This is a genomic window from Pseudomonas sp. FSL W5-0203 (assembly GCF_001896155.1).
Taxonomy (GTDB): domain Bacteria; phylum Pseudomonadota; class Gammaproteobacteria; order Pseudomonadales; family Pseudomonadaceae; genus Aquipseudomonas; species Aquipseudomonas paracarnis.
Genome location: NZ_MPOR01000015.1, coordinates 1 through 22,672 on the forward strand (window position 1 = coordinate 1; position 22,672 = coordinate 22,672).

General features: G+C 56.1%; 21 protein-coding genes and 6 pseudogenes. 13 read left to right on the forward strand and 14 right to left on the reverse strand.

The window, feature by feature from the left end:
- Positions 1-203: 203 nt before the first annotated feature.
- Positions 204-890 (reverse strand): TetR/AcrR family transcriptional regulator, encoded by a 687-nt coding sequence (locus BOP96_RS15110; RefSeq protein WP_073453202.1) that lies wholly within the window; start codon positions 888-890, stop codon positions 204-206.
- Positions 891-1,024: 134 nt separating this feature from the next.
- Here BOP96_RS15110 and BOP96_RS15115 point away from each other — a divergent pair, with 134 nt between their 5' ends.
- Positions 1,025-1,465, forward strand: coding sequence for a hotdog fold domain-containing protein (locus tag BOP96_RS15115; protein ID WP_014719223.1), 441 nt, complete (start codon positions 1,025-1,027; stop codon positions 1,463-1,465).
- A gap of 511 nt (positions 1,466-1,976) precedes the next feature.
- Entirely contained in the window at positions 1,977-3,839 is a 1,863-nt protein-coding gene (locus tag BOP96_RS15120) for a DUF3857 domain-containing transglutaminase family protein (RefSeq protein ID WP_073453204.1), read from the forward strand.
- A gap of 125 nt (positions 3,840-3,964) precedes the next feature.
- Here BOP96_RS15120 and BOP96_RS15125 read toward each other — a convergent pair whose 3' ends face one another.
- Positions 3,965-5,275 (reverse strand): sensor histidine kinase, encoded by a 1,311-nt coding sequence (locus BOP96_RS15125; protein ID WP_073453207.1) that lies wholly within the window; start codon positions 5,273-5,275, stop codon positions 3,965-3,967.
- Positions 5,268-5,942: a response regulator transcription factor gene (locus BOP96_RS15130; RefSeq protein ID WP_019817535.1), complete on the reverse strand. Its 675-nt coding sequence runs from the start codon at positions 5,940-5,942 to the stop codon at positions 5,268-5,270. The genes BOP96_RS15125 and BOP96_RS15130 overlap by 8 nt, the downstream gene beginning before the upstream one ends.
- 137 nt (positions 5,943-6,079) lie before the next feature.
- On the opposite strand from BOP96_RS15130, the gene BOP96_RS30080 reads away from it, so the two are divergent.
- Both BOP96_RS30080 and BOP96_RS15135 read left to right on the forward strand, forming a co-directional pair.
- Positions 6,080-6,253 carry a hypothetical protein gene (locus BOP96_RS30080; RefSeq protein WP_014719228.1) on the forward strand — a complete coding sequence of 58 codons (174 nt, stop codon included), beginning with the start codon at positions 6,080-6,082 and terminating at the stop codon, positions 6,251-6,253.
- Positions 6,234-6,581: a hypothetical protein gene (locus BOP96_RS15135; RefSeq protein WP_019817533.1), complete on the forward strand. Its 348-nt coding sequence runs from the start codon at positions 6,234-6,236 to the stop codon at positions 6,579-6,581. Before BOP96_RS30080 ends, BOP96_RS15135 begins: the two co-directional genes overlap by 20 nt.
- 27 nt (positions 6,582-6,608) lie before the next feature.
- On the opposite strand, the gene pdxR is transcribed toward BOP96_RS15135, so the two are convergent.
- Positions 6,609-8,108, reverse strand: coding sequence for a MocR-like pyridoxine biosynthesis transcription factor PdxR (gene pdxR, locus BOP96_RS15140; protein WP_058410780.1), 1,500 nt, complete (start codon positions 8,106-8,108; stop codon positions 6,609-6,611).
- Positions 8,109-8,203: 95 nt separating this feature from the next.
- Between pdxR and BOP96_RS15145 the strand changes: the two genes are divergently transcribed.
- The 4 genes and pseudogenes from BOP96_RS15145 to BOP96_RS15165 form a co-directional block, all read left to right on the forward strand.
- Positions 8,204-9,427, forward strand: a complete 1,224-nt coding sequence (locus tag BOP96_RS15145; RefSeq protein WP_060767634.1) for a benzoate/H(+) symporter BenE family transporter — start codon at positions 8,204-8,206, stop codon at positions 9,425-9,427.
- A gap of 285 nt (positions 9,428-9,712) precedes the next feature.
- Positions 9,713-10,078, forward strand: a pseudogene (locus tag BOP96_RS30530) (BrnA antitoxin family protein).
- 211 nt (positions 10,079-10,289) lie between these two features.
- Positions 10,290-10,841, forward strand: coding sequence for a hypothetical protein (locus BOP96_RS15160; RefSeq protein WP_073453211.1), 552 nt, complete (start codon positions 10,290-10,292; stop codon positions 10,839-10,841).
- An 80-nt stretch (positions 10,842-10,921) separates the two neighbouring features.
- Positions 10,922-11,448, forward strand: a pseudogene (locus BOP96_RS15165) (zinc-dependent alcohol dehydrogenase family protein); the annotation flags it as partial.
- Here BOP96_RS15165 and BOP96_RS29660 read toward each other — a convergent pair.
- Both BOP96_RS29660 and BOP96_RS15180 read right to left on the reverse strand, forming a co-directional pair.
- A pseudogene (locus BOP96_RS29660) lies at positions 11,445-11,537 on the reverse strand (transposase domain-containing protein); the annotation flags it as partial. The pseudogenes BOP96_RS15165 and BOP96_RS29660 sit on opposite strands and share 4 nt — an antisense overlap.
- A gap of 296 nt (positions 11,538-11,833) precedes the next feature.
- Positions 11,834-12,427, reverse strand: coding sequence for an SH3 domain-containing protein (locus tag BOP96_RS15180; protein WP_306372330.1), 594 nt, complete (start codon positions 12,425-12,427; stop codon positions 11,834-11,836).
- A gap of 505 nt (positions 12,428-12,932) precedes the next feature.
- Between BOP96_RS15180 and BOP96_RS15185 the strand changes: the two genes are divergently transcribed.
- From BOP96_RS15185 to BOP96_RS30535, 5 genes and pseudogenes are all read left to right on the forward strand, one after another.
- A complete protein-coding gene (locus BOP96_RS15185) occupies positions 12,933-13,265 on the forward strand; it encodes a carboxymuconolactone decarboxylase family protein (RefSeq protein ID WP_014719234.1) in 333 nt (110 codons plus the stop codon).
- 45 nt (positions 13,266-13,310) lie between these two features.
- On the forward strand, positions 13,311-14,417 hold the full coding sequence (locus BOP96_RS15190; RefSeq protein ID WP_073453213.1) for an alkene reductase: 1,107 nt from the start codon (positions 13,311-13,313) through the stop codon (positions 14,415-14,417).
- Between the two features lie 30 nt (positions 14,418-14,447).
- On the forward strand, positions 14,448-14,666 hold the full coding sequence (locus BOP96_RS15195) for a tautomerase family protein (protein WP_014719236.1): 219 nt from the start codon (positions 14,448-14,450) through the stop codon (positions 14,664-14,666).
- A gap of 107 nt (positions 14,667-14,773) precedes the next feature.
- A pseudogene (locus BOP96_RS15200) lies at positions 14,774-14,980 on the forward strand (NAD(P)H-dependent oxidoreductase); the annotation flags it as partial.
- A 1-nt stretch (position 14,981) separates the two neighbouring features.
- Positions 14,982-15,312 (forward strand): annotated as a pseudogene (locus tag BOP96_RS30535) (glutathione-regulated potassium-efflux system protein KefC); the annotation flags it as partial.
- Positions 15,313-15,343: 31 nt separating this feature from the next.
- On the opposite strand, the gene BOP96_RS15210 reads toward BOP96_RS30535, so the two are convergent.
- From BOP96_RS15210 to BOP96_RS15250, 8 genes and pseudogenes are all read right to left on the reverse strand, one after another.
- Positions 15,344-15,673 (reverse strand): thioredoxin family protein, encoded by a 330-nt coding sequence (locus BOP96_RS15210; protein ID WP_038450968.1) that lies wholly within the window; start codon positions 15,671-15,673, stop codon positions 15,344-15,346.
- A gap of 65 nt (positions 15,674-15,738) precedes the next feature.
- Positions 15,739-16,437, reverse strand: a complete 699-nt coding sequence (locus BOP96_RS15215; RefSeq protein WP_073453215.1) for a DsbA family oxidoreductase — start codon at positions 16,435-16,437, stop codon at positions 15,739-15,741.
- A gap of 3 nt (positions 16,438-16,440) precedes the next feature.
- Positions 16,441-16,794: pseudogene (locus tag BOP96_RS30880) on the reverse strand (TetR/AcrR family transcriptional regulator); the annotation flags it as partial.
- A 132-nt stretch (positions 16,795-16,926) separates the two neighbouring features.
- Positions 16,927-17,700, reverse strand: a complete 774-nt coding sequence (locus BOP96_RS15225) for an SDR family NAD(P)-dependent oxidoreductase (RefSeq protein WP_073453217.1) — start codon at positions 17,698-17,700, stop codon at positions 16,927-16,929.
- 72 nt (positions 17,701-17,772) lie between these two features.
- Entirely contained in the window at positions 17,773-18,327 is a 555-nt protein-coding gene (locus BOP96_RS15230; RefSeq protein WP_014719240.1) for an OsmC family protein, read from the reverse strand.
- Between the two features lie 697 nt (positions 18,328-19,024).
- Positions 19,025-19,585 carry a TetR/AcrR family transcriptional regulator gene (locus BOP96_RS15240; protein WP_038450970.1) on the reverse strand — a complete coding sequence of 187 codons (561 nt, stop codon included), beginning with the start codon at positions 19,583-19,585 and terminating at the stop codon, positions 19,025-19,027.
- A gap of 358 nt (positions 19,586-19,943) precedes the next feature.
- Positions 19,944-21,038, reverse strand: a complete 1,095-nt coding sequence (locus BOP96_RS15245) for an HlyD family secretion protein (protein ID WP_038450971.1) — start codon at positions 21,036-21,038, stop codon at positions 19,944-19,946.
- Positions 21,031-22,668: an MFS transporter gene (locus tag BOP96_RS15250; RefSeq protein ID WP_073453219.1), complete on the reverse strand. Its 1,638-nt coding sequence runs from the start codon at positions 22,666-22,668 to the stop codon at positions 21,031-21,033. The genes BOP96_RS15245 and BOP96_RS15250 overlap by 8 nt, the downstream gene beginning before the upstream one ends.
- Between the last annotated feature and the right edge of the window lie 4 nt (positions 22,669-22,672).

Here is a 22,672-nt window from a genome sequence, read left to right on the forward strand (position 1 = left end):
ACAGGCAAAATCTTCATCGCCTGAACCACCGCTTTCGCAGCCTCGCTAAAGCTCGACAGCTCCCACAGGGGATCGGCGGTGTATGTGGAATACCGCTTTGCAGGGCCATCGCGCCAAACACAACTCTCGACAGCAACACCGCCCAAATGTGGGAGCTGTCGAGCCCCAGCGAGGCTGCGATGGCGGCGGCACAGGCAACCTCTTCATCGCCTGAACCACCGCTTTCGCAGCCTCGCTGAAGCTCGACAGCTCCCACAGGAGATCGGCGGTGTATGTGGAATACTGATCGACTTCCACGCGGCTTCAGCCAGCAGTTCGCGGTACTCAAAGGGGCTTTTTTTGACCTTCGCCGACAGCCACGCACGCGAGTAGCTTTCGGCCGCGCCAATGATCAGCGAAGGGATAAGTTCTGCGGGCAAATGACTGAAGTGCTCCTTGCGCCCTTCCCCGCCCATCCACTCCTTCAACTGCTGGTTGCGCTGCTTGTTGCGGGCAATCAACTCGTCCTTGAACGGCCCGCTGGACACGGCGAAACGGCTCTGGAAAACAAACCGCGCCCAGTCCGGCTGGGCGGTGACCCACTCAACGTAGCTGTACACCAGGCCGACCACACCGGCATGGGCCGTATCCGCCGCTTGCAGGTAGTGGTCACGCAGGGCGGCCTGGTCTTCCAGCGCAGCGAAGAACAGCGCGGCGACCAGCCCTTCCTTGTTGCCGAAGTGGTGATAGATAGCCCCCACACTGGTGTCGCAGCGCGCACGAATGGTCTCGATGTTGGTCGCCTCGATGCCTGCCTCGTTAAAACAGGCCAGCGCCTCACGCAGGATGGTGCGTTTGAGGTCGCTGCGCCTGCCGGGGAAGGTGCGCTCAATGAGATCGATGGAGTGCATGGGAGAACGCCAAATCGAAATAGTTTATAGGCTGAGCGCCCAGCAGAGAAAGCTCAGGTTGACAGCCATGGAATCTACAGAATATTGTTCTGTTACAGAATATTATTCTGCAACTACCCCTTGAGGATATTCCGATGAGCCAAGCCCTGAGCATGTTCAATAGCGTAGGCCCCGCCGCATTCAGCAACCTGGCGTGCCAAATGGCGCCCTACTTCAGCACCATCACTCCCGAGATCGCGGAGCTCAAACCCAACCATGCGGTGGTCACCGTGCCGTTTCGCAAGGAAATCACCAACCACCTGGCCTCGGTGCATGCCATCGCACTGTGCAACGCCGCCGAACTGGCCGGCGGCATGATGACCGACGCGTCGATCCCCGCAGGCGCACGCTGGATTCCCAAAGGCATGACTGTGGAATACCTGGCCAAGGCGAAAACCGATATCCGCGCTGTTGCCGATGGCAGCGCTATCGATTGGCAGACTGCGGGGGACAAGATCGTGCCGGTCGAGATTTTCGATGCGGGTGGCGTCAGGGTCTTCACCGCCCACATCACCATGAATGTGAAGCTCGCTTAGGTAATCGGCCGGCCCAGGCAGTATCAGCTACGCAGCATCTGCAATGCGTGACTGGACGCCTGGTGCGGTCGACGATGCACTGCGAAGCGGTGCGGATTGCCGTGGTGGTATCGCCGGCGACGTGCGGCATCAATTGCGCATCGGCAATACCGCCAACGGCGAGCTGAACCGGTCTTTTCCAGGGCGGAGGTATCAATGGCGAACGCCTTATCGGCATATCAAATAAGAGGACGGGAAAGATCATCGGCCGTCAAAAAAATACCTCTTCTCCCAGGAGACACGGATCAAAGCTTTTAACTTTCTGATTAACCAGCGCTAAATAAAATCCTTCGAAAACGTCTTACTCAATGGGAAGTCTCGGCACACATAGCGTGCGAGAGAAACCTAAAAATCTTCATAACCCCTGAACGTCAGCCAATTGAGTAGGCGAAGCACTTGCGAGTCCTATCCATCGGCTTATTCAGGAACACACGGCCGGTGAAATGGCGCCCCCTAGCTCAGAAGGATCTCTATGCAAAGCCTCCCGCTCTCTTCGTTACGCCTGTTCGGTGTGCTGGCAGTCACGGTCTGCGCGCTGTTGACGACGCCAGCCCGTGCCGATTACACCGACCTTTCCCTGACCCACGAAAAAAACATCCAGTCCTACGTCGTGAACCCCGACGGTAGCTTTGTGCTGGATGTCGAACGGGTTATGCGGATCAATGAAGAGCGCGCGATCACCTCCAACGCCCAGCGCTCTGTGACCTACAATCGCACCCTGGAAACTCTGGATATTGTCGAGGCCTACACTCTCAAATCCGATGGCCGCAAAGTCGTGGTAACACCAGACCGGATCAAGGAGCAGCAGGAACTGGAGTCTGCCCAGGCGCCGATGTTTCAGGACTCGCGGGTCAAAGTGGTGATCTTCCCGGAGCTGCAAGTGGGTGATCGCATGGTTCTGCGGTACCAGCGCCATCGCAATACGCCGTTGTTTGCGGGGCAGTTCGAAGACCTTTTCTCGCCGGATTTCTACCAGAATGAGCAGGTGCGCCTGAGCTACGACATGCCCGCCGAAATGAAGCTGTACGCCGACTCACGGGGTTTCAAAGCGTCCACGCCAGCCAACGCCAACGGGCGAACGGTGTACCGCTGGGACGTGGAACAAACCAAGAAAAATCGCGTGGAAGATGGCTCCGTTGCCTACACCGACTACGGGCAACTGCTGGCCGTATCGACGTTCACCGACTACAAACAGTTTGCCCAGGCCTACGCCGCACGCGCACAGGTAGAAGTGACCCCGGCCATAACCCAACTGGCCAAGGAACTCACCGCCAACCTCGACAACCCACGCAGCAAGGCCTTGGTGCTGAGTGACTGGGTACGCAAGAACATTCGCTATGTGGCCGTGTACGTCGGTGCCGGTGGCGTGGTGCCGCATTCAGCGCAGGCGGTGCTGGATAACCGTTATGGCGACTGCAAAGACCATGTAGCCCTGCTTGAAGCGCTGCTCAAAGCCGTCGCCATTGAAAGCTCGCCCGCACTGATCAACGCCGACAACGCCTACGTACTGCCCCAGGTGCCGACCCTGGGCGTGCTCAACCATGTAATCACTTATGTACCCAGCCTCGATCTGTACCTGGACTCCACCGCGACACCCATCTCCGCTGGCTACCTGCCTCTGCCCGAACTCGGCAAACCGGTATTGCTGACACAGACCGGTGAACGTAAGCAGACACCGTCCCGCCAGCCTGGCAAAGTGGACACAACCATGGTGTTCAAGGTCAACACCAAAGGCGCTGCAGACTTTACCAACGACTCCACCATCGACGGTTGGGGCGCGGAGCTTAACCGCTTCATGCTCAAGGCCATGCAGCCAGCCGACCGTAATCAGTTGGTGCAACAGGTCCTGAGCATGTTTGGGCAATCCGGTAGCGGAGTGATCGAAACTGACGCTTTGGACAGTACTGCCAATACCTTCAAGTTCGCGATCAATGGCCACACCAGCAACCTGGTGAACCTGCCGGGCCCGACTGGGGTGCCTACCCTATCCAGCCTGGCCGGCGGTATTGGCCAGAGCGTGTTTTCCTTGATGGCTGAAAAGGAACGCACTCAGAACTTCTCCTGCCTTTCGAGTGAGATATCAGAAGTAGCGCGCCTGGAGTTCCCCGCCAAGGTGAAGATCCTCGCGGTGCCCAAGGCGGTGTCGGTGAAACAGGCGGGCTTCGACTACCGCTCGACCTATGTGAAGAAGGCCAATACGGTGCTGATCACGCGCCAATATGTGTTTAGCAAGCCAGAGATTCTCTGCACGCCGGAGGATTTTGCGGCCATGCAGCCGGCGATTGAAGGCATGGTCAACGATTTGAAAAGCCAGGTCATTGTGCAGACGTTGTAACGCCCTGGCCCTTCTTGCGTGTCAGTGGTTATGCACTGGCGCGCGGGAAGCGGGGACTGCATGCTGAGGCGCAGCTATAAAACCGTTCCTAACCCGGTTGGCGCTTCTATGAGGCGCTATCAGCCTTAACGTTCTGACTCGACAGCCCGCCCGCTCGTAAAATCAAGAATGACTGTAAACCTCTGTTGCTCACGGATCACCTCAATCTGCCAGCCCAGCTTTGCGCACAATTGCCGCATCAACTGCAACCCAAGACCATATCCATAGTCGTCAGATTCCTGCCGCGGCTTGGCCTCGTTGATGTAATTGGCAATCACCAGCCGGGGGTATTTGAAACTGATATCCACCGTGCCCTCTTCCGCGTATTGCAGCGCATTGCGCAGGAAGTTGCCGATCACGATACGACACGCCGTAGGGGGCAGTCGGCAAGGTTCGTTGTGGATGTCGATGCTCAGCTCAATATCCCGGTGACCGATCAGGTAGCGGTGTTTTTCAATCAGGCCGCCCACCAGCTCGCTCAGGTCAACGTCTTCTTCCGGCAGCGGCTCTGGACGCTCGCGACTCATCCACAGCAATGTCTCGGCGATCAGTTGCATATTCAGCACCGAGCGTTCTATGCGCTGCAATGAGGGTGGCAGCACACCGCCCGATTGCAGGGCCAACAATTCGATAGTGGCCTTGAGCACCGCCAGGGGCGTGCGCAGTTCATGGCTGGTGTAGCGCAACAGGCGGCCTTCGCGCTGGCTGGCGGCCTGCACCTGCTCAACACTTTTGGCCAGGGCATCAGCCAGCATGTTGAACTCCTTGAAACTGAAACCCGGCCGTGTGCCGGTCAGTGCCTCAGGGTCTTTGAGTGTGCCGGACCATTGCACCAGGCGCCCCAGCGGCCGAACCAGCCACCAGACCAGCAAGGCGATGATGATCAGCGCCGGCACGAAGACCGCCAGGCTGATGAACTTGACACTCTCTATGACCTGATCGAAATAGGCGTCAGACAACGGCGTCTCGACCTCTCCCCCTGCTTCCTTATCGTGATCGATGTCGTACATGTAGAGGATTTTGCCGTCACCCAGGGGCTGTTCGAGGATGATCTGGAAGGGCTCGTCGTCGTCATCGGAATAGAGATCGCCAAAGATATTCACCGCGCCGAAGGACAGGCTCGGCGATGTAGTGAGCAACTCGCGCACGTCCTGCGGCAACGCCTCCTTGCCGATGACGCTGGTGTAGAAGTAATTGTGCGGCGTCGGCGTGGTCGGGTCCTGTTTGTAATGCCGGAGAAAATACTGAGCTTCCTCCTCCATCATCGCGCTGGCCGTGTAGAACAGGCCGCGCACGGTGAATTCAGGCAGCAGCTTGCTGTAGATCACCAGCACCACCGCAATCAGACACAGGAAACTGCCGCTGATTACCCACTTCAGACTCAGGCCGTTACGCATGGGGTTTTACCTGAATGCCGACACCCGCCAGGGTATGAATCAACGGCCGGCCAAAGGGTTTGTCTACCGTCTTGCGCAGCCGATGCATATGTACTTTGAGCGAATTACTGTCGGGCGGCTCATCGCCCCAGATCTTCGCCTCCAGGCGCTCCCGAGAGACCGGTTGAGGACTTGCGCGCATCAGGTTTTCCAACAAGGTCCAACAGATGGGCGACAAATGCAGCTCCTGCCCTGCCCGGCTGACTTTACGCGTGGTCAGTTCCATCACCAGGTCGTCCACTTGCAGCCGACTGGTCTGGCCGCTGCGACGCAGGCTCAGGGCACGAATCCTGGCGACCAGTTCGGCCAGTTCGAACGGCTTGACCAGGTAGTCGTCGGCGCCAGCGGCAAAACTGGCGAGCTTGTCGGATAACGCGTCCAGCGAGGTCAGCATCAGGATCGGCGTCTGGATGCCTTGCTGGCGCAACCGATCGCATACCTGCTGGCCATCCAGTCGCGGCAGCATGATATCTAGGAGAATAACGTCGTAATGCTGATTGAGGGCCAGGTTAAGTCCGGTCTGACCATTACTGACGTGATCGCAGACGATGCCGCTGATCTCCAGGTACTCGATGACGGTGGTAGCCAGGTCCAGGTTATCCTCGACCAGCAGCAGATGAATATGCACGGAAAAAACCCCTCGGGCAGGCAGTGCGCAGCGGTGTGAAGGATAGCGGAAGTCGGGCTGTTTCCCGTGATGTTTACCTGACGTTAACCCCGTGCTGCTTAGGCTAAGGCTCTTCTTATCCAGAGCTCGTCACCGTCATGAACCTGTATTCGATGATCAAAGGGGTGCTGTTAGCCGTGATTTTCCTCGCGCTGATGGTGGGCATCCTTCCACAGCAAACTCAGCTGGTACGCATGGGAGGCAGTGGCTGGTTTCTGATTGGCCAGAATGTTGAGCAGACAGGGTCGTGTCATGTCGCCCGTGCGTCGTGATGAGATTGGCGCCAGCTATACCGGCCAGTTGGTCGCCTGTGTGGTGCTGGTTATTGGCGTGGCGGTTTCGATGGGTATCTATATCGCGCGCTTGAACGCGCACCTTGATGAGCAACGCGACCTGTCCTCGGTGTATCTGCCCGACTGCCCTGACGGCCGTGGTGGTTTTATGGTCTATCCCGATGACAGGCGCAGTGGTGATCAGTGCTACACCGCCGGTGAGGATGAATCGATGGATGTCGATCAGGTGCAGCGGCTATCAGGCTCGAACCTGGCGCAATGGTTCGACTCCATCCTGCCTGCGGTTCAAACCCCGAGCAGGCACTAGATACCTCGCGCACTGAACGGCACGGGCCTATTGCTTGCGCAGCGCAGCAGCCAGCCGCCCCATGGCTGTTTCGATTTCATGGGCAGTCAAGGATGAATACCCCAACAGCCAACCTTGTTTCTTCTCCTCGCCGGCGTACAACCGACTGAGTCCGGGCAACTGCACGCCTGCGCTGGCAGCTTGACGGATGGTGTTTTCCTCCGACCAGCCATCGGCCAAAAGGCAGGGCATCTGCAGCCCGCCATGGGGGCACAAGGCTGTGGCAATCCCCTTCAGGTGTTTGCCGATGGCGGTGAGCATGACGGCCCGGCGCGCAGCGTACAGTTTGCGCATGGCCCGGACATGGGCGTGGTAGTGGCCGTCCTCCATGAAGCGCGCCAGGGTCAGTTGGAGGATCTGTGGCGTGTGACCGTCCATGATGCTTCGCGCATAGGTGAATGCGCTGACCAGTTCGGCAGGCAGCACCATGTAGCCCATCCGCAATCCGGGATAGAGCGTTTTGCTGAAGGTGCCGAGGTAGATCGTGCGCTGGTACGGGTCCAGGCCCTGGACGCAGGCAATCGGCGGCCCGTCGTAGTGGAACTCGCTGTCATAGTCGTCCTCGAGGATCCACTTGCCCTGCTCGGCCGCCCAGTTGATCAGCTCCAACCGGCGCTCCAGCGCTAACGTGGCGCCGGTGGGGTATTGGTGCGAAGGCGTCACATAGACGCAATTGGCGCCGCTGCGGTCTGCCCGCAGCAGGTCGGTGCGGATCCCCAGTGCATCAACTTCAATAGGCACCACCTGGGTCTCGGCCGCTTCAAAAGCCTTCTTGGCACCGTAGTAACCGGGGTTTTCCAGGAGGATGGGCTTGCCGGCATCCACTAATAATTGGGCACACAGGTACAGGGCCTGGCGAGTGCTGCTCAGTACCAGAACCTGGCTGGGTGAGCATTTGGCGCCGCGCTCGAGGTTCAAGTAGGTGGCGATCGCCTTGCGCAAAGGCTCGGCGCCTTGCGGGTCGCCATGCAACAGGACGTTACCCCGGTAGTCCTTCATGGCCTGGCGTTGCAGGCGCTCCCATATATCGACAGGAAAGGTACGGGTTTCCGGCAGCCCGGTGGCGAAGGCCTTCACCGCCTGTTGATCAGTCACGCCACCCGTATCGAACATCATCCGGCCGCGCCGGCTCAAGCCCGCCCCTGGCACTGCATCACTGCGCTGGGTGTCTTGCATGTTGATGCGCTGGCGCGCAGCCCCGCGTAACTCGGTGCCCACTGCCTCCGATACATAGCTGCCCGAGCCCTCGCGCCGCACAATGAAGCCGTCCCGGTGCAAATGCACATAGGCGTTCTCAACCGTGTCGCGGGCAACGCCTAGCGTTTTGGCCAGAACTCGGGTTGCCGGCAGCTTGAGGCCCGCATCAAGGGCCCCCTCAAGAATCAATGCCCGCAAGGCGCGCTGGATTCGCAGGTGCAGATCCAGCCGCTGAAACTCGGCATCGTTGAGCCGGATTTTCAGTGTTTCGAGCTCGAAGGTTTGCGCCATGCGGTCTGCTCTATATGAATAAATTGGCAGGAAGAAGCAGGCCAGTTTATCCGTAGACTCTGCGCTTCGCCATTTGCAAGGAGCAACGTAACGCCATGCCTTCGTCAACACCCAACGCATCGGTTCGCCTCAGCGACCTCATCCCGCCGATTGTCGCCGGCCTGATCTCGGTCATCGTCAATTATGGCGGCACCTTCATTCTGGTGTTCCAGGCCGCCAAGGTCGCTGGGCTGAGCCCTGAGTTGACGGCGTCCTGGGTGTGGTCGGTGTCCATCGGCGTGGGGGTCACCGGGCTGTTTCTCAGCTGGGTTTCCCGCACACCTATCATCACCGCCTGGTCCACACCGGCTGCTGCCTTTCTGGTTGTGGCCCTGTCCACCACGCCCTATGCCGAGGCGGTGGGCGCGTACATGATCTCGGCCGCGGCCTTCGTGCTGCTGGGCTTATCCGGCTATTTCGAAAAAGTCATCCGGCTGATCCCGCCAGGCGTGGCCGCCGGGTTGCTCGCCGGTATTCTGTTGCAGTTCGGCATCGGTGCTTTCGGCGGCATGAGCCTTGACCCGATGCTGGTCGGCTTGCTGATTGTTGCCTACCTCGTGCTCAAACGCCTGACCGCACGCTACGCGGTTGTGGGTATTCTGGCGTTGGGACTGGCCTTCTTGATGGCTCAGGGACGGGTCGACTTGTCGGGCCTGGAACTGCAACTGGCAGCGCCCATATTCACCCGGCCTGAGTTTTCGCTCAACGCCTTGCTCAGCGTCGCGCTGCCGCTGTTTCTGATCACCCTGACCGGCCAGTACATGCCCGGCATGCTGGTGCTGCGCAACGATGGGTTCAACACCAGTGCCAACCCCATCGTGAGTATTACCGGGCTGGGCTCCTTGCTTATGGCGCCATTTGGTTCGCACGCGTTCAATATCGCGGCGATCACCGCCGCCATCTGCACCGGCAAGCAAGCCCACGAAGAGCCCTCCAAGCGCTGGATCGCCGGGATTGCCGCGGGCGTCTTTTACATCCTCGTCGGGGTTTTCGGCGTGACCCTCGCCGCGCTGTTCATGGCCTTTCCGGCCACCTTCATCACCACCCTGGCCGGGCTCGCCCTGCTCGGCACTATCGGCGGCAGCCTGGCCGGCGCCATGGCCGATGCCAGCTCCCGTGAGGCTTCGCTGATTACCTTTCTGGCAGCGGCCGCCAATATCACGTTGTTCGGGATTGGCGGGGCGTTTTGGGGGCTGCTGATTGGGTTGGCGGCGTACGTCGTGCTTAATGGGCAGTTGCCGCGTCGGGGGCTTGATGCTCGTGAGAACGCTGCTAACTGAGGCTCCGCGACCTGGGCTCAAACGCAGCCCGCCTACCACTCAAACGCTTCGATATGGCATTCGGTCATGTCTATGCATGCCTTCCGACAAAGCATACAGAACATGGCTACGTAAACAGACGCCCGTTGCGCACGGAAATCCGCAGGCAATCTCTGCAAGATCAAGCTCCAACTGATCGGAGGGAAAATGGCGTGTCCACGATATAGATCGTCACAGCCGATCGTCCATTTCATCGCTTTTCATGCATCCAAAAATGAACGGCGCCAGTACCTGGAGGTTTGAGCCATGAAAGACGAATACGACTTCAGTAACGCCAAGCGCGGCGTCATCGCAAGCAACAAAGGCAAAACCCGTATCACGATCATGCTGGACGATGCTGTGATCGAAGCCGCCCGTGAACGTGCGCAGAGTGCAGGCACCGGCTATCAGACCGTAATCAACAATCTACTGCGGCAGGCATTGGTGTCCCAGGACACCTATAACCTAGCGCCAGCCTCGAAGAAATAAGCCAAAACCTTGCAAGTTCTCAACAATGGCATCAGCGTGTCAGAGGTCGAAGCGTTGGAACAGCAGTTGATAGCGCTCGCTGGAGAATTGAATCGAATGCTTGTTAATCCGCTGCCTGCCAAATCAAAAAGCAAACCTGTCTAAATCGAAGCGCTAGAGTTGGCTTCTTGCGAATCGCGCCATGCAGGCCAAATCCTAGGCAAAAAAAGCCTGCATCTCTGCAGCCCGCCTCCCGAGCAAGAGTCTCTCCCAGGTATCCTATCTGAGTAAGACGCTACCAAGGCGGCTAGGAAAAAATTCCGTTTTGTGGAAGTCGTTTCTATCAGGTCGATGTAATTCATAGGAAATGAAAGCCATGTACTTCAAGTTCGTCACTCTGTTCGCACTCGCATTGCTCACTGGCTGCACGACAATCCCCTACGAAAAACCGCAAGACCAGTTGAACATCCAGAAAGACTTGTTATTAAAGCCTGAGGAAATTGTCACAATGACCCAGGTGAATTGGTGCGCCTACGCCTATGGAGAAGTGACGCCTTGCCACCCTCAGGAAGCGCTGGGGGTTCAGACTCGGACAAAATTGATATTGGCCAGTTACGACAAGCCCCACTACAAAACAGTTGTTGAAGTACGAGCCAGCGACGTCATGTGCGCGCACCTACAAACGCCGGTAGATACCGCTCCCAATCTGCTTTTGTTCGCCCAAGACTATGCCGTGCAGATTTGGCCAGTAGAGCCGAGTTTTAAACCGGATATCGCGAAGAAAAAGCTCATTGTGGAAACCCTGCTCCAACCAGGAAAACGAACCTTGGTGGGCACTGAAAAGGATTATGTAAGGGACACGGGGCGAGGGAGAGCGGGGATGACGATGACCTCTATCGTAAACCTGGTTAATCCTTGTTCGCTTTGAAACTGTAAGGTAACCGTCCGGCCCACTCACCGTAAGCGTCTGCCGAACACATCTTGCACTCGCCCGTCTTGGTGCGCAGGCAAACCGTCTTGGTTCAGGGATCTGGAGGTGTTTCTGTTTTTGCAGCACAAATTGCTACAGCTTTGGGAGCCAAGGTTATCGTCACCTCCAGCCGTGATGACAATCTGGAGGCTGTAAAAAACTGGGCGCTGTTGCGGGTATAAATTATCGCACTACCCCTGAGTGGGCAGAGGAAGTTCTGAAGCTCACTGACGGCAAGGGAGTGGATCTCCTGCTGGATGTGGCAGGCGGTGACGGCATCAATCAATCGATTGCTGCAACAAAGGCAGGTGGACGTATCGCACAGATCGGCTTTCTGACAGGCCAGACCTCTACCTTGAACCTGATGCCTATGATTTTCCGGCAAACAACGATTCGCGGCATAGCCGTTGCTCCACGCTCGGCATTTGACCGAATGAACGAATTCTTGAACGAGCACAAGATTCGCCCGGTAATCGACCACGTGTATCCAGTCGATCAAGCACGCGAAGCGTACGAACATTTGGCCAGAGGCGCCTTTGGTAAGGTAGTAATCAAAATTGCTTAGGACCCAGCCACTTCAATCTCACTCGCCCGCTGCGAAGGCAGGCGCGTGAGCACGCCCTTCAAATAAGCATACGGATCATGCCCGTTGATGGCGTCATGGGAAGCGCGCTGGGTTGCTGGGTCAAATCCCAAGAAAAAAAAGCCTGTATCTCTACAGGCTTTTCTCTATCTGGCTCCACGACCTGGACTCGAACCAGGGACCCAATGATTAACAGTCATTTGCTACCTGTTAGTCAAACCGGTGCCACGAAAAACGTGGTGGAGACATAGAAACGCTGTGTAGCGCGAGCGCATGAACGCATCACGCCATGAAAGTTAGTCGCGTTGGATTAGCTTGTCAAAGCAGGGTAACTCATTGGGCTGTAGGAAAAGGAGACGGTAATCGCTCATACGCCATACCGCTTGTTACCGCCAGAGGTAATGCAGTATCGACCACCCCTAGGCCCTATACACACGTTTCCAGAGGAACAGGGGCACGAGGAGCCGTAAGCTGGAGTCTGTTGGCGAGCAGGCTGTACTGGCTGCGTCACTGGTTTGGGTTTCGAAACGAAGTAGCAGCCCGACCCGCTGCACAAGCTTTTTGACGAAAGCCACTTCGGTGATTGACCATCAATACTGATGCGTGCCCAATCGTTGCGCGTCTCGAAAACCTGAACCTTTTCCCCGCGCTTCAGCTTTGAGACGACCTTACCGCTTGGTTGATTCCGGACATTGAGATTATCAGCGCTTACAAAGTGCTCAGTCGCAGAGACAGGGGCCGGCGTTGAGGGTGAGGCTGGAGAAGTCGACTCAAACGTACTCGGCGCGCTCAGAACGCCTGACTGTGCGGGGGCTGAAGGCGTGTCCTTCTTCCCCACTGCCCACAGGACGGCAAAAACAAGCAGGAGCGGGACAAACCATGACCGGGACTTCTTGCGCATATCCATTGCTCTCATTCGGCACGTATTACAACGGGTGTCTTCCTGACCAACCTGACGCATCACCTATTGCGAGCTTAGCCAATCTTCCGTTTTTTGCAGCCAACCTAATTTCGAAAGCTTGGTTTTTCCCTGATCCAGTATCTCGAGCAGACGCTGCGTCGCATCATTAGAAAGAAACCATTTGGCTCTTTCTGCGTTGCAGTGTTTTGGGTCGCTCCACGCCCATTCACCACTCTGTCCGCCGCAGCTATGTAGTGGTCAGCTATGAAGATCTGATGCCCTTTGAAAGCCCCCAATTGCTCGGTCGCATCAGTGACACTGGTGTCACCAAAAGACGTAGTGGTATGAAATGGTTGAGTTGCTAAACAACCCGCCAGATAAGCCTCCAGCTAGCTAAGCGATATTTTTCACTCGAAATTTCCTTCCAAAAAACAGCGTAAAGCCGCCTATTAAATTGCATTGATATTAAAAATCACCCCAGACTCGTTGAAACCCTACCAACTGGATGGTAGCTTTGTTTCAGATCTTAAATATCTGCAACCAACGACATCCCTGTGAGAATCCCATGCAAGACTGGAAGCAAACCCGGAAAGACATCAACACTCGTTTGATAGAGCTGAATGGCTTGTCACCTGAAACCATGAAGGGTATGGCTGCTCTCGGTGCCGCCGGAAGCAAAACCCATCATCTAGACGCCAAGACTCGCGAACTCATCTCACTCGCAGTGGCCGTGACGACTCGCTGCGATGGCTGCATTGCATTTCACGCCGCTGAAGCAAAGAAGCTCGGTGTGACCAGTGAAGAGGTCGCCGAAGCACTGGGTGTAGCTATCAACATGAATGCCGGTGCCGCGCTGGTCTACAGCACCCACGTACTCGACGCGTTTGATAAGTCCTAATTCAAACGCCGATGTTCTTCCCTTTCAACGACGTCGAGATTAATTATGAATAAGCTGTTCACACCTTACGATCTGGCCGGTACTCCGCTGAAAAACCGTATTGTCATGGCCCCCATGACTCGCACCCGAACCTTGAACAACATTCCGAATGAATCCAACGCGCTTTACTACGCGCAACGAGCTTCCGCCGGCTTGCTGATCACCGAAGGCCTGCCTATTTCCGATGAGGCTCGCGGCTATCTGTACACCCCTGGCATTTACGAAGATGTGCACTTACCAGGCTGGCGCAAAGTGACTGACGCGGTGCACGCCAAAGGCGGGAAGATTTTCGCGCAGCTCTGGCACGTAGGCCGTATGTCCCACACATCGGTACACGGCATGGTGCCAGTCTCCTCGGGCACGGTGCCTGCGGTAGATACCACGGTGTATGCCTGGATCGAGCCCGGTAAATCTGGCCCTGTACAGCCCAGCTCTCCACGTGCGCTGGAAACTGAAGAAGTGAAACGCGTCATCGCTGACTTCGTGAAGTCCGCACGGATGGCCATGGACGCCGGCTTTGACGGTATCGAAATCATGGCAGCCAACGGCTTCCTGTTCGACCAATTCCTGAGCAGCGCCCTGAACACTCGTACTGATCAGTACGGAGGCTCTATTGCGAACCGTCAACGCTTCCTGCTGGAGACCATTGATGCGATTGCTGCTGAAATCGGCGGATCGAAGATTGGCGTTCGCTTCTCTCCGTTTGGTCGACTGTATGACTTCGGGGTGTACGAAGGCGAAGAAGAAACCTGGATGAGTATGGCGGCTGCCCTCAACGAAAGAGAGCTGGCATTTGTTCACCTGAACTACCAACCGACCATCCTCGCCGCGCAAACGCCACCAGGTTTCGGCGCTGCATTCCGTGAAGCGTACAAGGGCACCTTGATGGCTGCGGGCGGCTTCACCAAAGAGATTGCAGAGTCTGAGTTGGCCAAAGGCGAGCTAGATCTGATTGCCTTTGGCACCGCCTACATTGCCAACCCTGATCTGGTAGAGCGCATGCAGAACAATTGGCCATTGGCCGAGGGTGATCGCGCGACCTACTACGGCGTAAGCGGTTCGATTGATAAGGGCTACACCGACTATCCGGAATACGCAGCGGCCAAAGCCTGATATTCCTTCACAAACATCTAGGAGAACACCATGCCACTCGTAACTATCAAAGGGATTGAAGGCGTTTTTTCCGACGAGCAAAAAGCTGAGGTGATTCGCAAAGTGACTGACGCTATGGTGTCGGTTGAAGGCGAAAACATGCGCGCTCTCACGTGGGTCATCTTCGAAGAGGTAAAAAGTGGAGACTGGGGTATTGGTGGCAAACCTGTGACCACCCAAGAAGTATTGAAGCTGCAAGCCGGCGAGTAAGGCTTCACCTTCAGATCATTAGCTTCCTGTTATTTGAGTGCGGCCATGCTCAACGAACAGGGAGCTTTTCCGTTCTTGGAGAACGCCAGGTTTGTGGGGACTACTCCGTGATTCTGATCATTTACGCCCATCCTTACCCTGACAAATCCAACGTCAACATGTTGATGCTCAATCTGGCAGCCAGCAATCCCGCTGTCGCAATCCGTTCGCTGTACGACCTCTACCCCGGTTTCAATATCGACGTTCAAGCTGAGCAGAGAGCGGTGGAACAGGCGGATCTCCTCGCTCTGCAACACCCGCTGTACTGGTATAGCTATGGGGCACATCATTACCCTACGTCAGATGGGTGTGGAAGAAGTCGAGCGAGAAACATTTGAAAGCGCATTGCCCCTCGGGCGCCGGGGTTTTGGAGCAACTCGGGATAGGACGCTACGAAGCTCGTGAGCGTGCGGATCGATTCCGCCGCCTGAGTTTGGAGATGCTAGAGGAGATGGCCGCTCAGGCCCAGGACGATACCGAATTCAAGTATGACGCTTACAAACGAGCCAACGCTTTACTAACGGAAATATTCAATGAAGACCGCGCTCATCCAAGTGATGCTGGCCCAGGAAAAGTGAGCCTTGCGCATAGGGAGACAGGTAGCTGATTTGGCTTATAGGTCGCGGAGGGATGCTTGGTTAGCTAGCATCTTCCAGCTCAGTGATGATTGCTTTTTTCAAGGCCGAGACCGATTTAGACCCAGCGAAGACTTTCAACAGTCGGCCTTCATGAAACACCGCCAACGACGGCACAGAGCGGATGCCGTACATCTGCGCGATTGTCGGAGACGCCGCGATATCGATCTTCCCAAAAACTGCTAGAGAGTGGAGCTTTTCCTCCAGCTCAATGAAGATTGGCTTCATTTCTTTACAGGGTTTGCACCAAGAGGCTGAGAACATTACGACACTGCTTCCTTTGGCTACGAAGCGGGCAAATTGGGGAGCGCTCAATTCAACGATACGGCTCATTGGGATCTCACATGTTGTGTTAAGGAAAAGGGGGCACCTTCTGAGTACCCCCGTTCCGTTGTCCATCAAATTTCGCAGCCATCAATGCCGCAGACTTGACCCATCAATGAGCTATCCCCGGTTCTCGCTTTAGCAACCATTTGATCCAGCGCTTCAAGAAAGATCGCTTCTGGCTGAGCACCTGACACCGAGAACGCGTTGTTGAAGACAAAAAGTGGCACGCCGGAACCCAGTTGGGCTGCGAAATGCTCGTCCTCTAGCATCTCAACACGCAGCTCCACGGATGACCGCGCCAACTGAATTGATTCACCGGGCACACCTGCCTCCTTCGCAATCGCCTCCAAATTGACGCGATCAAAAAGCGACTTGCCGTGACTGGTACTTTGCTCGTACAGCGCCTCAACAAGGCGCTTTTTCACTGTCGTGTCTTCAACTGCTTTCACCAGGATATGAGCATCCGCTGTGTCACCAAACATCATGGTGTCGAAGCGATAATCCAGCCCGTCAGCCTGGCCATATTTACTGACCGTACTCATCATCGCCGCTGCGGAGTCTGGGTTGCCGAGTTTACGTTTCAGTGCCGCGATCATCGGTTCAGGGGCGTGATTTGCAGCCAGTCGATAGGCCCGAATGTTGACCTGTACATCGTCCTTCTGCGGTAAGTTTTCGAGTGCTTTTTCAAAACGACGCTTGGCAATCCAGCACCAGGGACACACATAATCAGACCAGATATCGACTACATATTTTTTCGAAGGGGTTTGCATATTTTATCCTGCACGGAGAAGTGAAGATTGCATTGCGGCCATTTCAAGCAAATGGTTAAAGCCAGCCAACGGGTCGGCTGAGCGACCCAATGTCCAATCAATGAGGCTTGCTCCCTCCAACATGCTCAGAAGCATGAAAGCGAAGTGCTCAACAGATGTTCCCAGCGATCAGCTGTGCTGCCGGACGGCGTCATTGAGGGTGCTTTGGAGCCAAGTGAGCTGCGAATTGAAGAATTCCCTTGTGAGCCCTTGGAGCGACAAAGGCAACGCAGCGATTTGCGCCGCCAAGGCGCCGCATAACGGCAGCAGCCCCTCATTCGCGCTGATCACAAAAAGTCGGGAAAAAGCCTGTAAGCGGTTTCCGCGTAGCTCAGCAGCGCGGCTTTTGATGGACACTTGAAACTCCTACAACCAGCACCCTTGTCACCGGAGCGGCGTGCTGCAGAGCGCCCCAATGAGAGGCGCTACACGCAGAGCTTGCCTCGGTGTTTAGGCACGCACCGCCATCACCCCTGCATCGACGTCCCAGATAGCACCAGTCACCCAGGAGGTTTTATCGGAGAGTAAGAAGAGGATGGTGTTGGCGACGTCTTCAGGAACACCGACTCGACCCAGTGGGTGGAAGTCGTTCAGCGACTTCATCGCATCCGGGATCGCGTCCTTATCCATGAAACCTTCATAGATCGAGGTGTGAACGATGCCTGGCGAAACGGCATTGACTCGGATACCTGAGGGAGCCAATTCAATTGCCAGGTTTCGGGTGACTGCGTGCAGGCCCGCCTTGGCCATCGAATAAGCGGTTGCTGGAGAGCCGGCCAGCGCGGCCTGCGCGCCAATCGAACCGATGTTAACAATGGAGCCTTCGCGCTTGGCAGCAAGCATATTCTTGACCACGGCCTGCGTGATAAAGAATGTGGCGCGGTTCAGATCCAGGTACATGTCGTAGTCAGCCTCATCGTGCTCGATGAAAGGCTTCGGAATGAATATGCCTGCAGAGTTCACCATGAAGCCGATGTCACTGTGGTTGGCATTGATTTCGTTGCGTACATGATTCATCCCTTCCTCGGTCATGAGGTTGGCAACGATCACTGATACGGTCCCCAACTGACTCAGCTCGGCGCGCACAGCATCGGCTTTATCCTGTTTGCTGCCGGTGAGAACCACGCTGCCACCTGCCTTTAAAAACTGGCGCGCTGTTTCCAGGCCCATGCCGCTCGTGCCGCCAACAACCAACAGTTTTTTACCTGCAAAAAAATCGCTCATTACAGACTCCGGTATTAGATTCGTAAGAGGTCGCCAGCGGCAAGGTGCCGCGCTGACCTATGGCCAGAACGGTTAGCCTTCGATGACTTCGAGCTTAGGGAGCATGCGAATGGCTTTAGAGAAGTTTGCGTAGTTGACCGAAGTCTTGAGCACTACGTTGTGCAGCTCCTCTACACGCTCACGGGAGGCGTCGGTTTGCAGGCGAATGACGACACTCACCTCGTCGTAGCCTGGGTTAACGCTTTCGTCGATGCCTAGGAAACCGCGCAGGTCGAGGGTGCCGTCAGTCTCGATCTCCAGGCTGTGAATCTTGATGCCCATCATCGCGGCATTGGCGGCATAGCCGACCGACATGCAGGCGTTGAGAGCAGCCATCAGCAGCTCCTGAGGGTTGGGCGCGGTGTTCTCGCCAAGCAATTCATTCGGCTCATCGGCTGCAATTTCAAAATCGCGGGAATAGGTTTCACCAGCCAAGCTGTAACGGCTGACTTTGGCTACAGAACGGGTCTGCCCCTTCCAAGCAGTCTTAACGTTGAAGCTTGCGTGGCGCTTAGTCGCATCACCAGCAACGCCTTCGGCGAAATTCTGGAGTGCGGCGACATCGATACCATTCAGATTGCTGCTCATTGGACGTTCCTCTTCAGATAAGCCGGACGATTCGACCGGAAGAGAAACAAGCCTACCAAGTAGTAGGTTGGCTTACAAGGAAGATGACGATACCAATAGCTTCGAAAAGCTAGGCTGCATAGAGGATTTGGGAATATTGATGACAACACAGTGGGAGTCGTGACCGACAGAATCACTCCGAGAGTGACGCCAGCACAGGTCATCTCACAGCTCTAAGCATCAGGTTTGTTTTATGTAACTGTACGAATTGATGGCACAAGACCGTCTCCGCATAGATATAAAATCAAGGAGGTTTATCGCTGTTTATGCCCCAGGCCACGTATTGGGACGAGATGGAGCTTCGTTTCAAGAGGTCACTTTGAACGCAGCCAAGAGCGCGGTCGCCGCTAAACATGGGCGGTACTGTACAATTCGCGGTCAGGAAGAAGCGCCGCCTACAAGCAAACCTCCCCGTCATTGGATGCAAATCTACCGCACACCAGATAATACCGAGTGATCTATCTGGTAGTTTTAGTCTGCGCTAATTAAAACAGCGTAGATTGGCTCGCGACCCCGAATCAAATAACTCAAGGCCGCCTGCTCTTGGCAGGCGATCAAGTCGAGAGACTATTGGAATATGTACCAAAGATACAGCGATGAAAGACGCCCCCGGGCAGAGAGTGCAGCGGTAGAGTCTATAAACGTACTTGCTACGTCTTTAGTGACGAAGGGTAGATAAAATCAAATCAAATCCCGAAGATTTCTCGTAATCATCGCTCATCGCCCAAGAAACAAAGCTCGCACCTTCTAAAGTGTTCAATATGAACCTTGAAACCCGGGTTACATCCAGTTCGGCTTTAAGCTCTCCTCGATCTTGACCCTGCTTAATATTTTCCTGGAGCCAAGTGAGATGGATCTCAAAGAATTCCTTTGTCATTTCTTTGAGGCTTTCAGGCAGGGCCATAAGCTCTGCGGCCAAGGCTCCACAGAGTGGAAGCATCCCGTTCAGGCTGCTGTGAGCGAACATCAAGGCGAAGGCATTCAGCCGGTCGACAACACTGACGTGTTCATCATTGATAGCGTCCAGCTGCTTTTTAAACCGGAACAGGTAGCTCTCGACGATGGCAATTGCCAAGCCTTCCTTGGTGGGGAAGTGATGATGAATACTCGCCTTTTTAATGCCGATGTCGTCCGCAAGGTCGGCATAGCTGAAGGCCGCATAGCCTTTCGTGCGCAGCAGAACCTCGGCGCTGGTCAAAAGGTCTGAACGTGTACTCATGATGCTGCATCCAAATTTATCATCCTGGCATCATAAATTAGTCACACCTCATAAGACAGCGTTCGCCGAACGCTGAACTGAGCTACCGATGTGATTGCCGATTTCGAGTGCATGCCCTAAGCCGCATGAACCTCCTCGAATAGCCAATCTTGAAACGCTTTCAACCTCGGCACGCTCGCATATTTTTTACACGGGACAACGTCGTGGCAAAGTAAAGCACCCTCCGATTACGGGGCACCTGTTCCCTAAGGGAAAGCCGGGCCTGGAACCCAATGATTAACAGTCGTTTGCTACCTGCCCATACGCTCCAGGGGGCTCTCAACAGCAACTGAATGCTGATGGTCCACTACCCGCCTCCTCACCGATGACGCGTATCGACATCGACCTCAACCGACATGCCCGGGCGCAGCGAAGACTCGAAAGGCTGGTCCGGATCAACAGATATGCGCACCCCGATACGCTGCGGTACCTTGACGAAATTGCCCGTTGCATTGTCCGGCTTGAGCACCGCGAATTCCGAGCCCGTCGCTGGTGAGAGCCGCTCGACATGCCCCGTTAGCGTCGCCCCTCCTAACGCATCAATCCTGAGCGTCGCGATCTGGCCGGGCGCAATAGCCTTAGTCTGCGCCTCCTTGTAGTTCGCGACTATCCAGTGATCAGCGGGCACTACCGACATCAATTGTGTGCCGTGGGTCACGAATTGGCCCAACCGCACGCCCACTTCTCCGAGCACGCCATCCTCCGGCGCCTGGATGACCGTGTGATTAAGATCAATCTGAGCCGCACGCAGTTTTGCCTGTGCCACCCGCACCTGGGCTTCCAGACCTTCACGGCCGACATCCACGGTACGCAACTCCTCCCGAGCAATCGACTCTTGCGCACCCGCCTGCTGTACCTCGGCCTGGGCTTGACTGAAATCGGCTCGTGCCTGGTCGCGCTCGCGCGTAGAAATGGCGCCATCCATGACCAACGCGTTTGCGCGCTGCATGTCAGCGCGGGCACGCAATAAGCGCGCCTGCGCACCGGCCATAGCTGCAACATGACTCTCGATGCCCGCCATGCGAGCAGCGTGCGCCTGCTGGTTGTTGGAGAGGTCGGCATTGGCGACGCCAAGATTGGCCGTCGCCTCATCTACCTGCGCCTGATAGACCTCATCGTCAATACGCACAAGGACCTCGCCTCGCTTGACCTGCGCGAAATCTTGCCCGGCCACCTGGACGATATAGCCGCTGACCTGAGGGGCAATCACCGTGGTTCGCCCCCTCACATAGGCGTTATCTGTCTGTTGCAGACCTGCGTCAAAAGGCGGCAACTTCCAGATGTACAGGACGATCGTAATAACGCCAATCGCAGCCAGCACCATGATGATGCCTTGCAAACGGCCCCGGGGCGGGGGCGACCAATGAAAAGCAGTGTGTTCAACATCCGATGGAACAGTCATGGAATCAGTCATTTACGTTCTCAGGCTCGCGACGGATGCGCGAGAGGAAAAAAGCCGACATCTGCAGATAAAACACATACATCGCGGTGCCAAAAGCCAGCACTGACACCATGCGAAAGACGTCATTGAATGCCAGTACGCTAGCCTGTTGCTGCAACGCTTGTCCTAGCAGCTTGCTGCTCTGTTTCTGGCGCTGTTCCGGGTCGGCTATATGACTCGAAAGCAACGCCTCGCCAATGCCGAGGCGCGCTACGACAAGGGGATTGGTGATCGGCGCACTGTCCGCCAGGCTAGCGATATGGGACTGGGTTCTGATGAACTCGTAGCTGCCCATTACAGCCGACCCTGCCAGGCTGCCGATACTCTGGCTCGCCCCGTACAGGACCACGAGCGTGATCATGTACTGAGGTCCCTTCGCGAACAGTTTGAGAAAGCCAAAGATCAAGGCAGGCCCGATGAACAGCGTCGCACCGAACCCAATCAAACACTGGCTCAGGTACAGTTGCGGCGCACGCGTGAGGCTGGTGGATTGCGAGTCCAGATACGCTCCCGTTGCGATAAACAAAGCCGCGACCATGACCTGCCAGGGGATACGTTTGGGCGACAACGTCAGGCAAGCGACGACGATCCCTATCAGCATCGACACCAGTACGCACGCAAACAGGACACGCAACTGATCGTTATTAAGCCCGCCCATTGATAGCAAACCTACCGAGCCGAAAGTCTGCTCGGCCAGCGATAGCCGAACCAGCAGCGCAATCGCAACAAAACGCATCAAGTCGAAACTGCCCAGCCATTCCAATTGCAACAGCGGCTGACGCCGACGTCGTTCAATGAACACCACCGTCACCAGCAACGAGATAGCCGCCACCAGCATCCAGCCGAGAAAGGGCGCGTCGGTCCACCAATAGCTCCGGCCGAGGCCAAGCACACCGGCAAACAGCAGGAAGGATGAAACCAGCAATACAATCACCACTGCGTCCGAGGCAGCAAACACGCTGGCCCTATCACTGCGTGGCAAAGGCACCGCCAACGTCACACCCAACACCGCCATACCAATGCCTAGATTCAACAAGTGCAGCCCCAGCCAATGTTCCGAGGCGAGAAATTCCACGGGAATCATGCGCGCCACCGGCGATCCTATCTGGGTAAGCCCTACGCTGATAATCAGGGCCATCGGCTGGGCCGATGGGGCTATGGCCTGCATTAGATAATAGGTACTCAAGGCGATCAACGTCGCGCACATCAAGCCGTTGATCGCCGTGGCAATGACCGCAGTTGTCAAAGTGGGCCACAGTAACTGCAGCACACAGGCAGCGATGTAGGTACCGACAATGCTTGCCGTGACCAAAGGGATTCCGAACTGCATCCGGGCCTTGACCAAGGTCAGGTTGGCGCTGGCATTGATCGCCAAAAAAACTGCCACCAACCACGAGACCTGAGCCGTGTACTCGCCAATAGAGCCAGAGATTACGCCTAGATTGCTCGCCACCAGGCCGTTGCACAGCGTCGTGCAGGTCCCGAGGAATAAGCCTACGACAAAATATATGCCACGCCTGGCCGGCGACAGCCTGGGCTTATAAGGACTGCCCGCCATCGCCGGTTTCTCGTCAGCTTTGAACACGTATTCAGCGCTGGCCATGTAC

Bases quoted from the DNA above. Each gene is read 5' to 3' on its own strand.
- BOP96_RS15210 (WP_038450968.1), bottom strand. From the start codon at position 15,673: ATGAGCCGTATCGTTGAATTGAGCGCTCCCCAATTTGCCCGCTTCGTA.
- pdxR (WP_058410780.1), bottom strand. From the start codon at position 8,108: ATGGCGCAAACCTTCGAGCTCGAAACACTGAAAATCCGGCTCAACGAT.
- BOP96_RS15185 (WP_014719234.1), top strand. From the start codon at position 12,933: ATGCAAGACTGGAAGCAAACCCGGAAAGACATCAACACTCGTTTGATA.
- BOP96_RS15215 (WP_073453215.1), bottom strand. From the start codon at position 16,437: ATGCAAACCCCTTCGAAAAAATATGTAGTCGATATCTGGTCTGATTAT.
- BOP96_RS15190 (WP_073453213.1), top strand. From the start codon at position 13,311: ATGAATAAGCTGTTCACACCTTACGATCTGGCCGGTACTCCGCTGAAA.
- BOP96_RS15240 (WP_038450970.1), bottom strand. From the start codon at position 19,585: ATGAGTACACGTTCAGACCTTTTGACCAGCGCCGAGGTTCTGCTGCGC.
- BOP96_RS15195 (WP_014719236.1), top strand. From the start codon at position 14,448: ATGCCACTCGTAACTATCAAAGGGATTGAAGGCGTTTTTTCCGACGAG.
- BOP96_RS15250 (WP_073453219.1), bottom strand. From the start codon at position 22,668: ATGGCCAGCGCTGAATACGTGTTCAAAGCTGACGAGAAACCGGCGATG.
- BOP96_RS15160 (WP_073453211.1), top strand. From the start codon at position 10,290: ATGTACTTCAAGTTCGTCACTCTGTTCGCACTCGCATTGCTCACTGGC.
- BOP96_RS15230 (WP_014719240.1), bottom strand. From the start codon at position 18,327: ATGAGCAGCAATCTGAATGGTATCGATGTCGCCGCACTCCAGAATTTC.
- BOP96_RS15225 (WP_073453217.1), bottom strand. From the start codon at position 17,700: ATGAGCGATTTTTTTGCAGGTAAAAAACTGTTGGTTGTTGGCGGCACG.
- BOP96_RS15110 (WP_073453202.1), bottom strand. From the start codon at position 890: ATGCACTCCATCGATCTCATTGAGCGCACCTTCCCCGGCAGGCGCAGC.
- BOP96_RS15180 (WP_306372330.1), bottom strand. From the start codon at position 12,427: ATGCGTCAGGTTGGTCAGGAAGACACCCGTTGTAATACGTGCCGAATG.
- BOP96_RS15125 (WP_073453207.1), bottom strand. From the start codon at position 5,275: ATGCGTAACGGCCTGAGTCTGAAGTGGGTAATCAGCGGCAGTTTCCTG.
- BOP96_RS15135 (WP_019817533.1), top strand. From the start codon at position 6,234: ATGTCGCCCGTGCGTCGTGATGAGATTGGCGCCAGCTATACCGGCCAG.
- BOP96_RS15145 (WP_060767634.1), top strand. From the start codon at position 8,204: ATGCCTTCGTCAACACCCAACGCATCGGTTCGCCTCAGCGACCTCATC.
- BOP96_RS30080 (WP_014719228.1), top strand. From the start codon at position 6,080: ATGAACCTGTATTCGATGATCAAAGGGGTGCTGTTAGCCGTGATTTTC.
- BOP96_RS15245 (WP_038450971.1), bottom strand. From the start codon at position 21,038: ATGACTGATTCCATGACTGTTCCATCGGATGTTGAACACACTGCTTTT.
- BOP96_RS15115 (WP_014719223.1), top strand. From the start codon at position 1,025: ATGAGCCAAGCCCTGAGCATGTTCAATAGCGTAGGCCCCGCCGCATTC.
- BOP96_RS15120 (WP_073453204.1), top strand. From the start codon at position 1,977: ATGCAAAGCCTCCCGCTCTCTTCGTTACGCCTGTTCGGTGTGCTGGCA.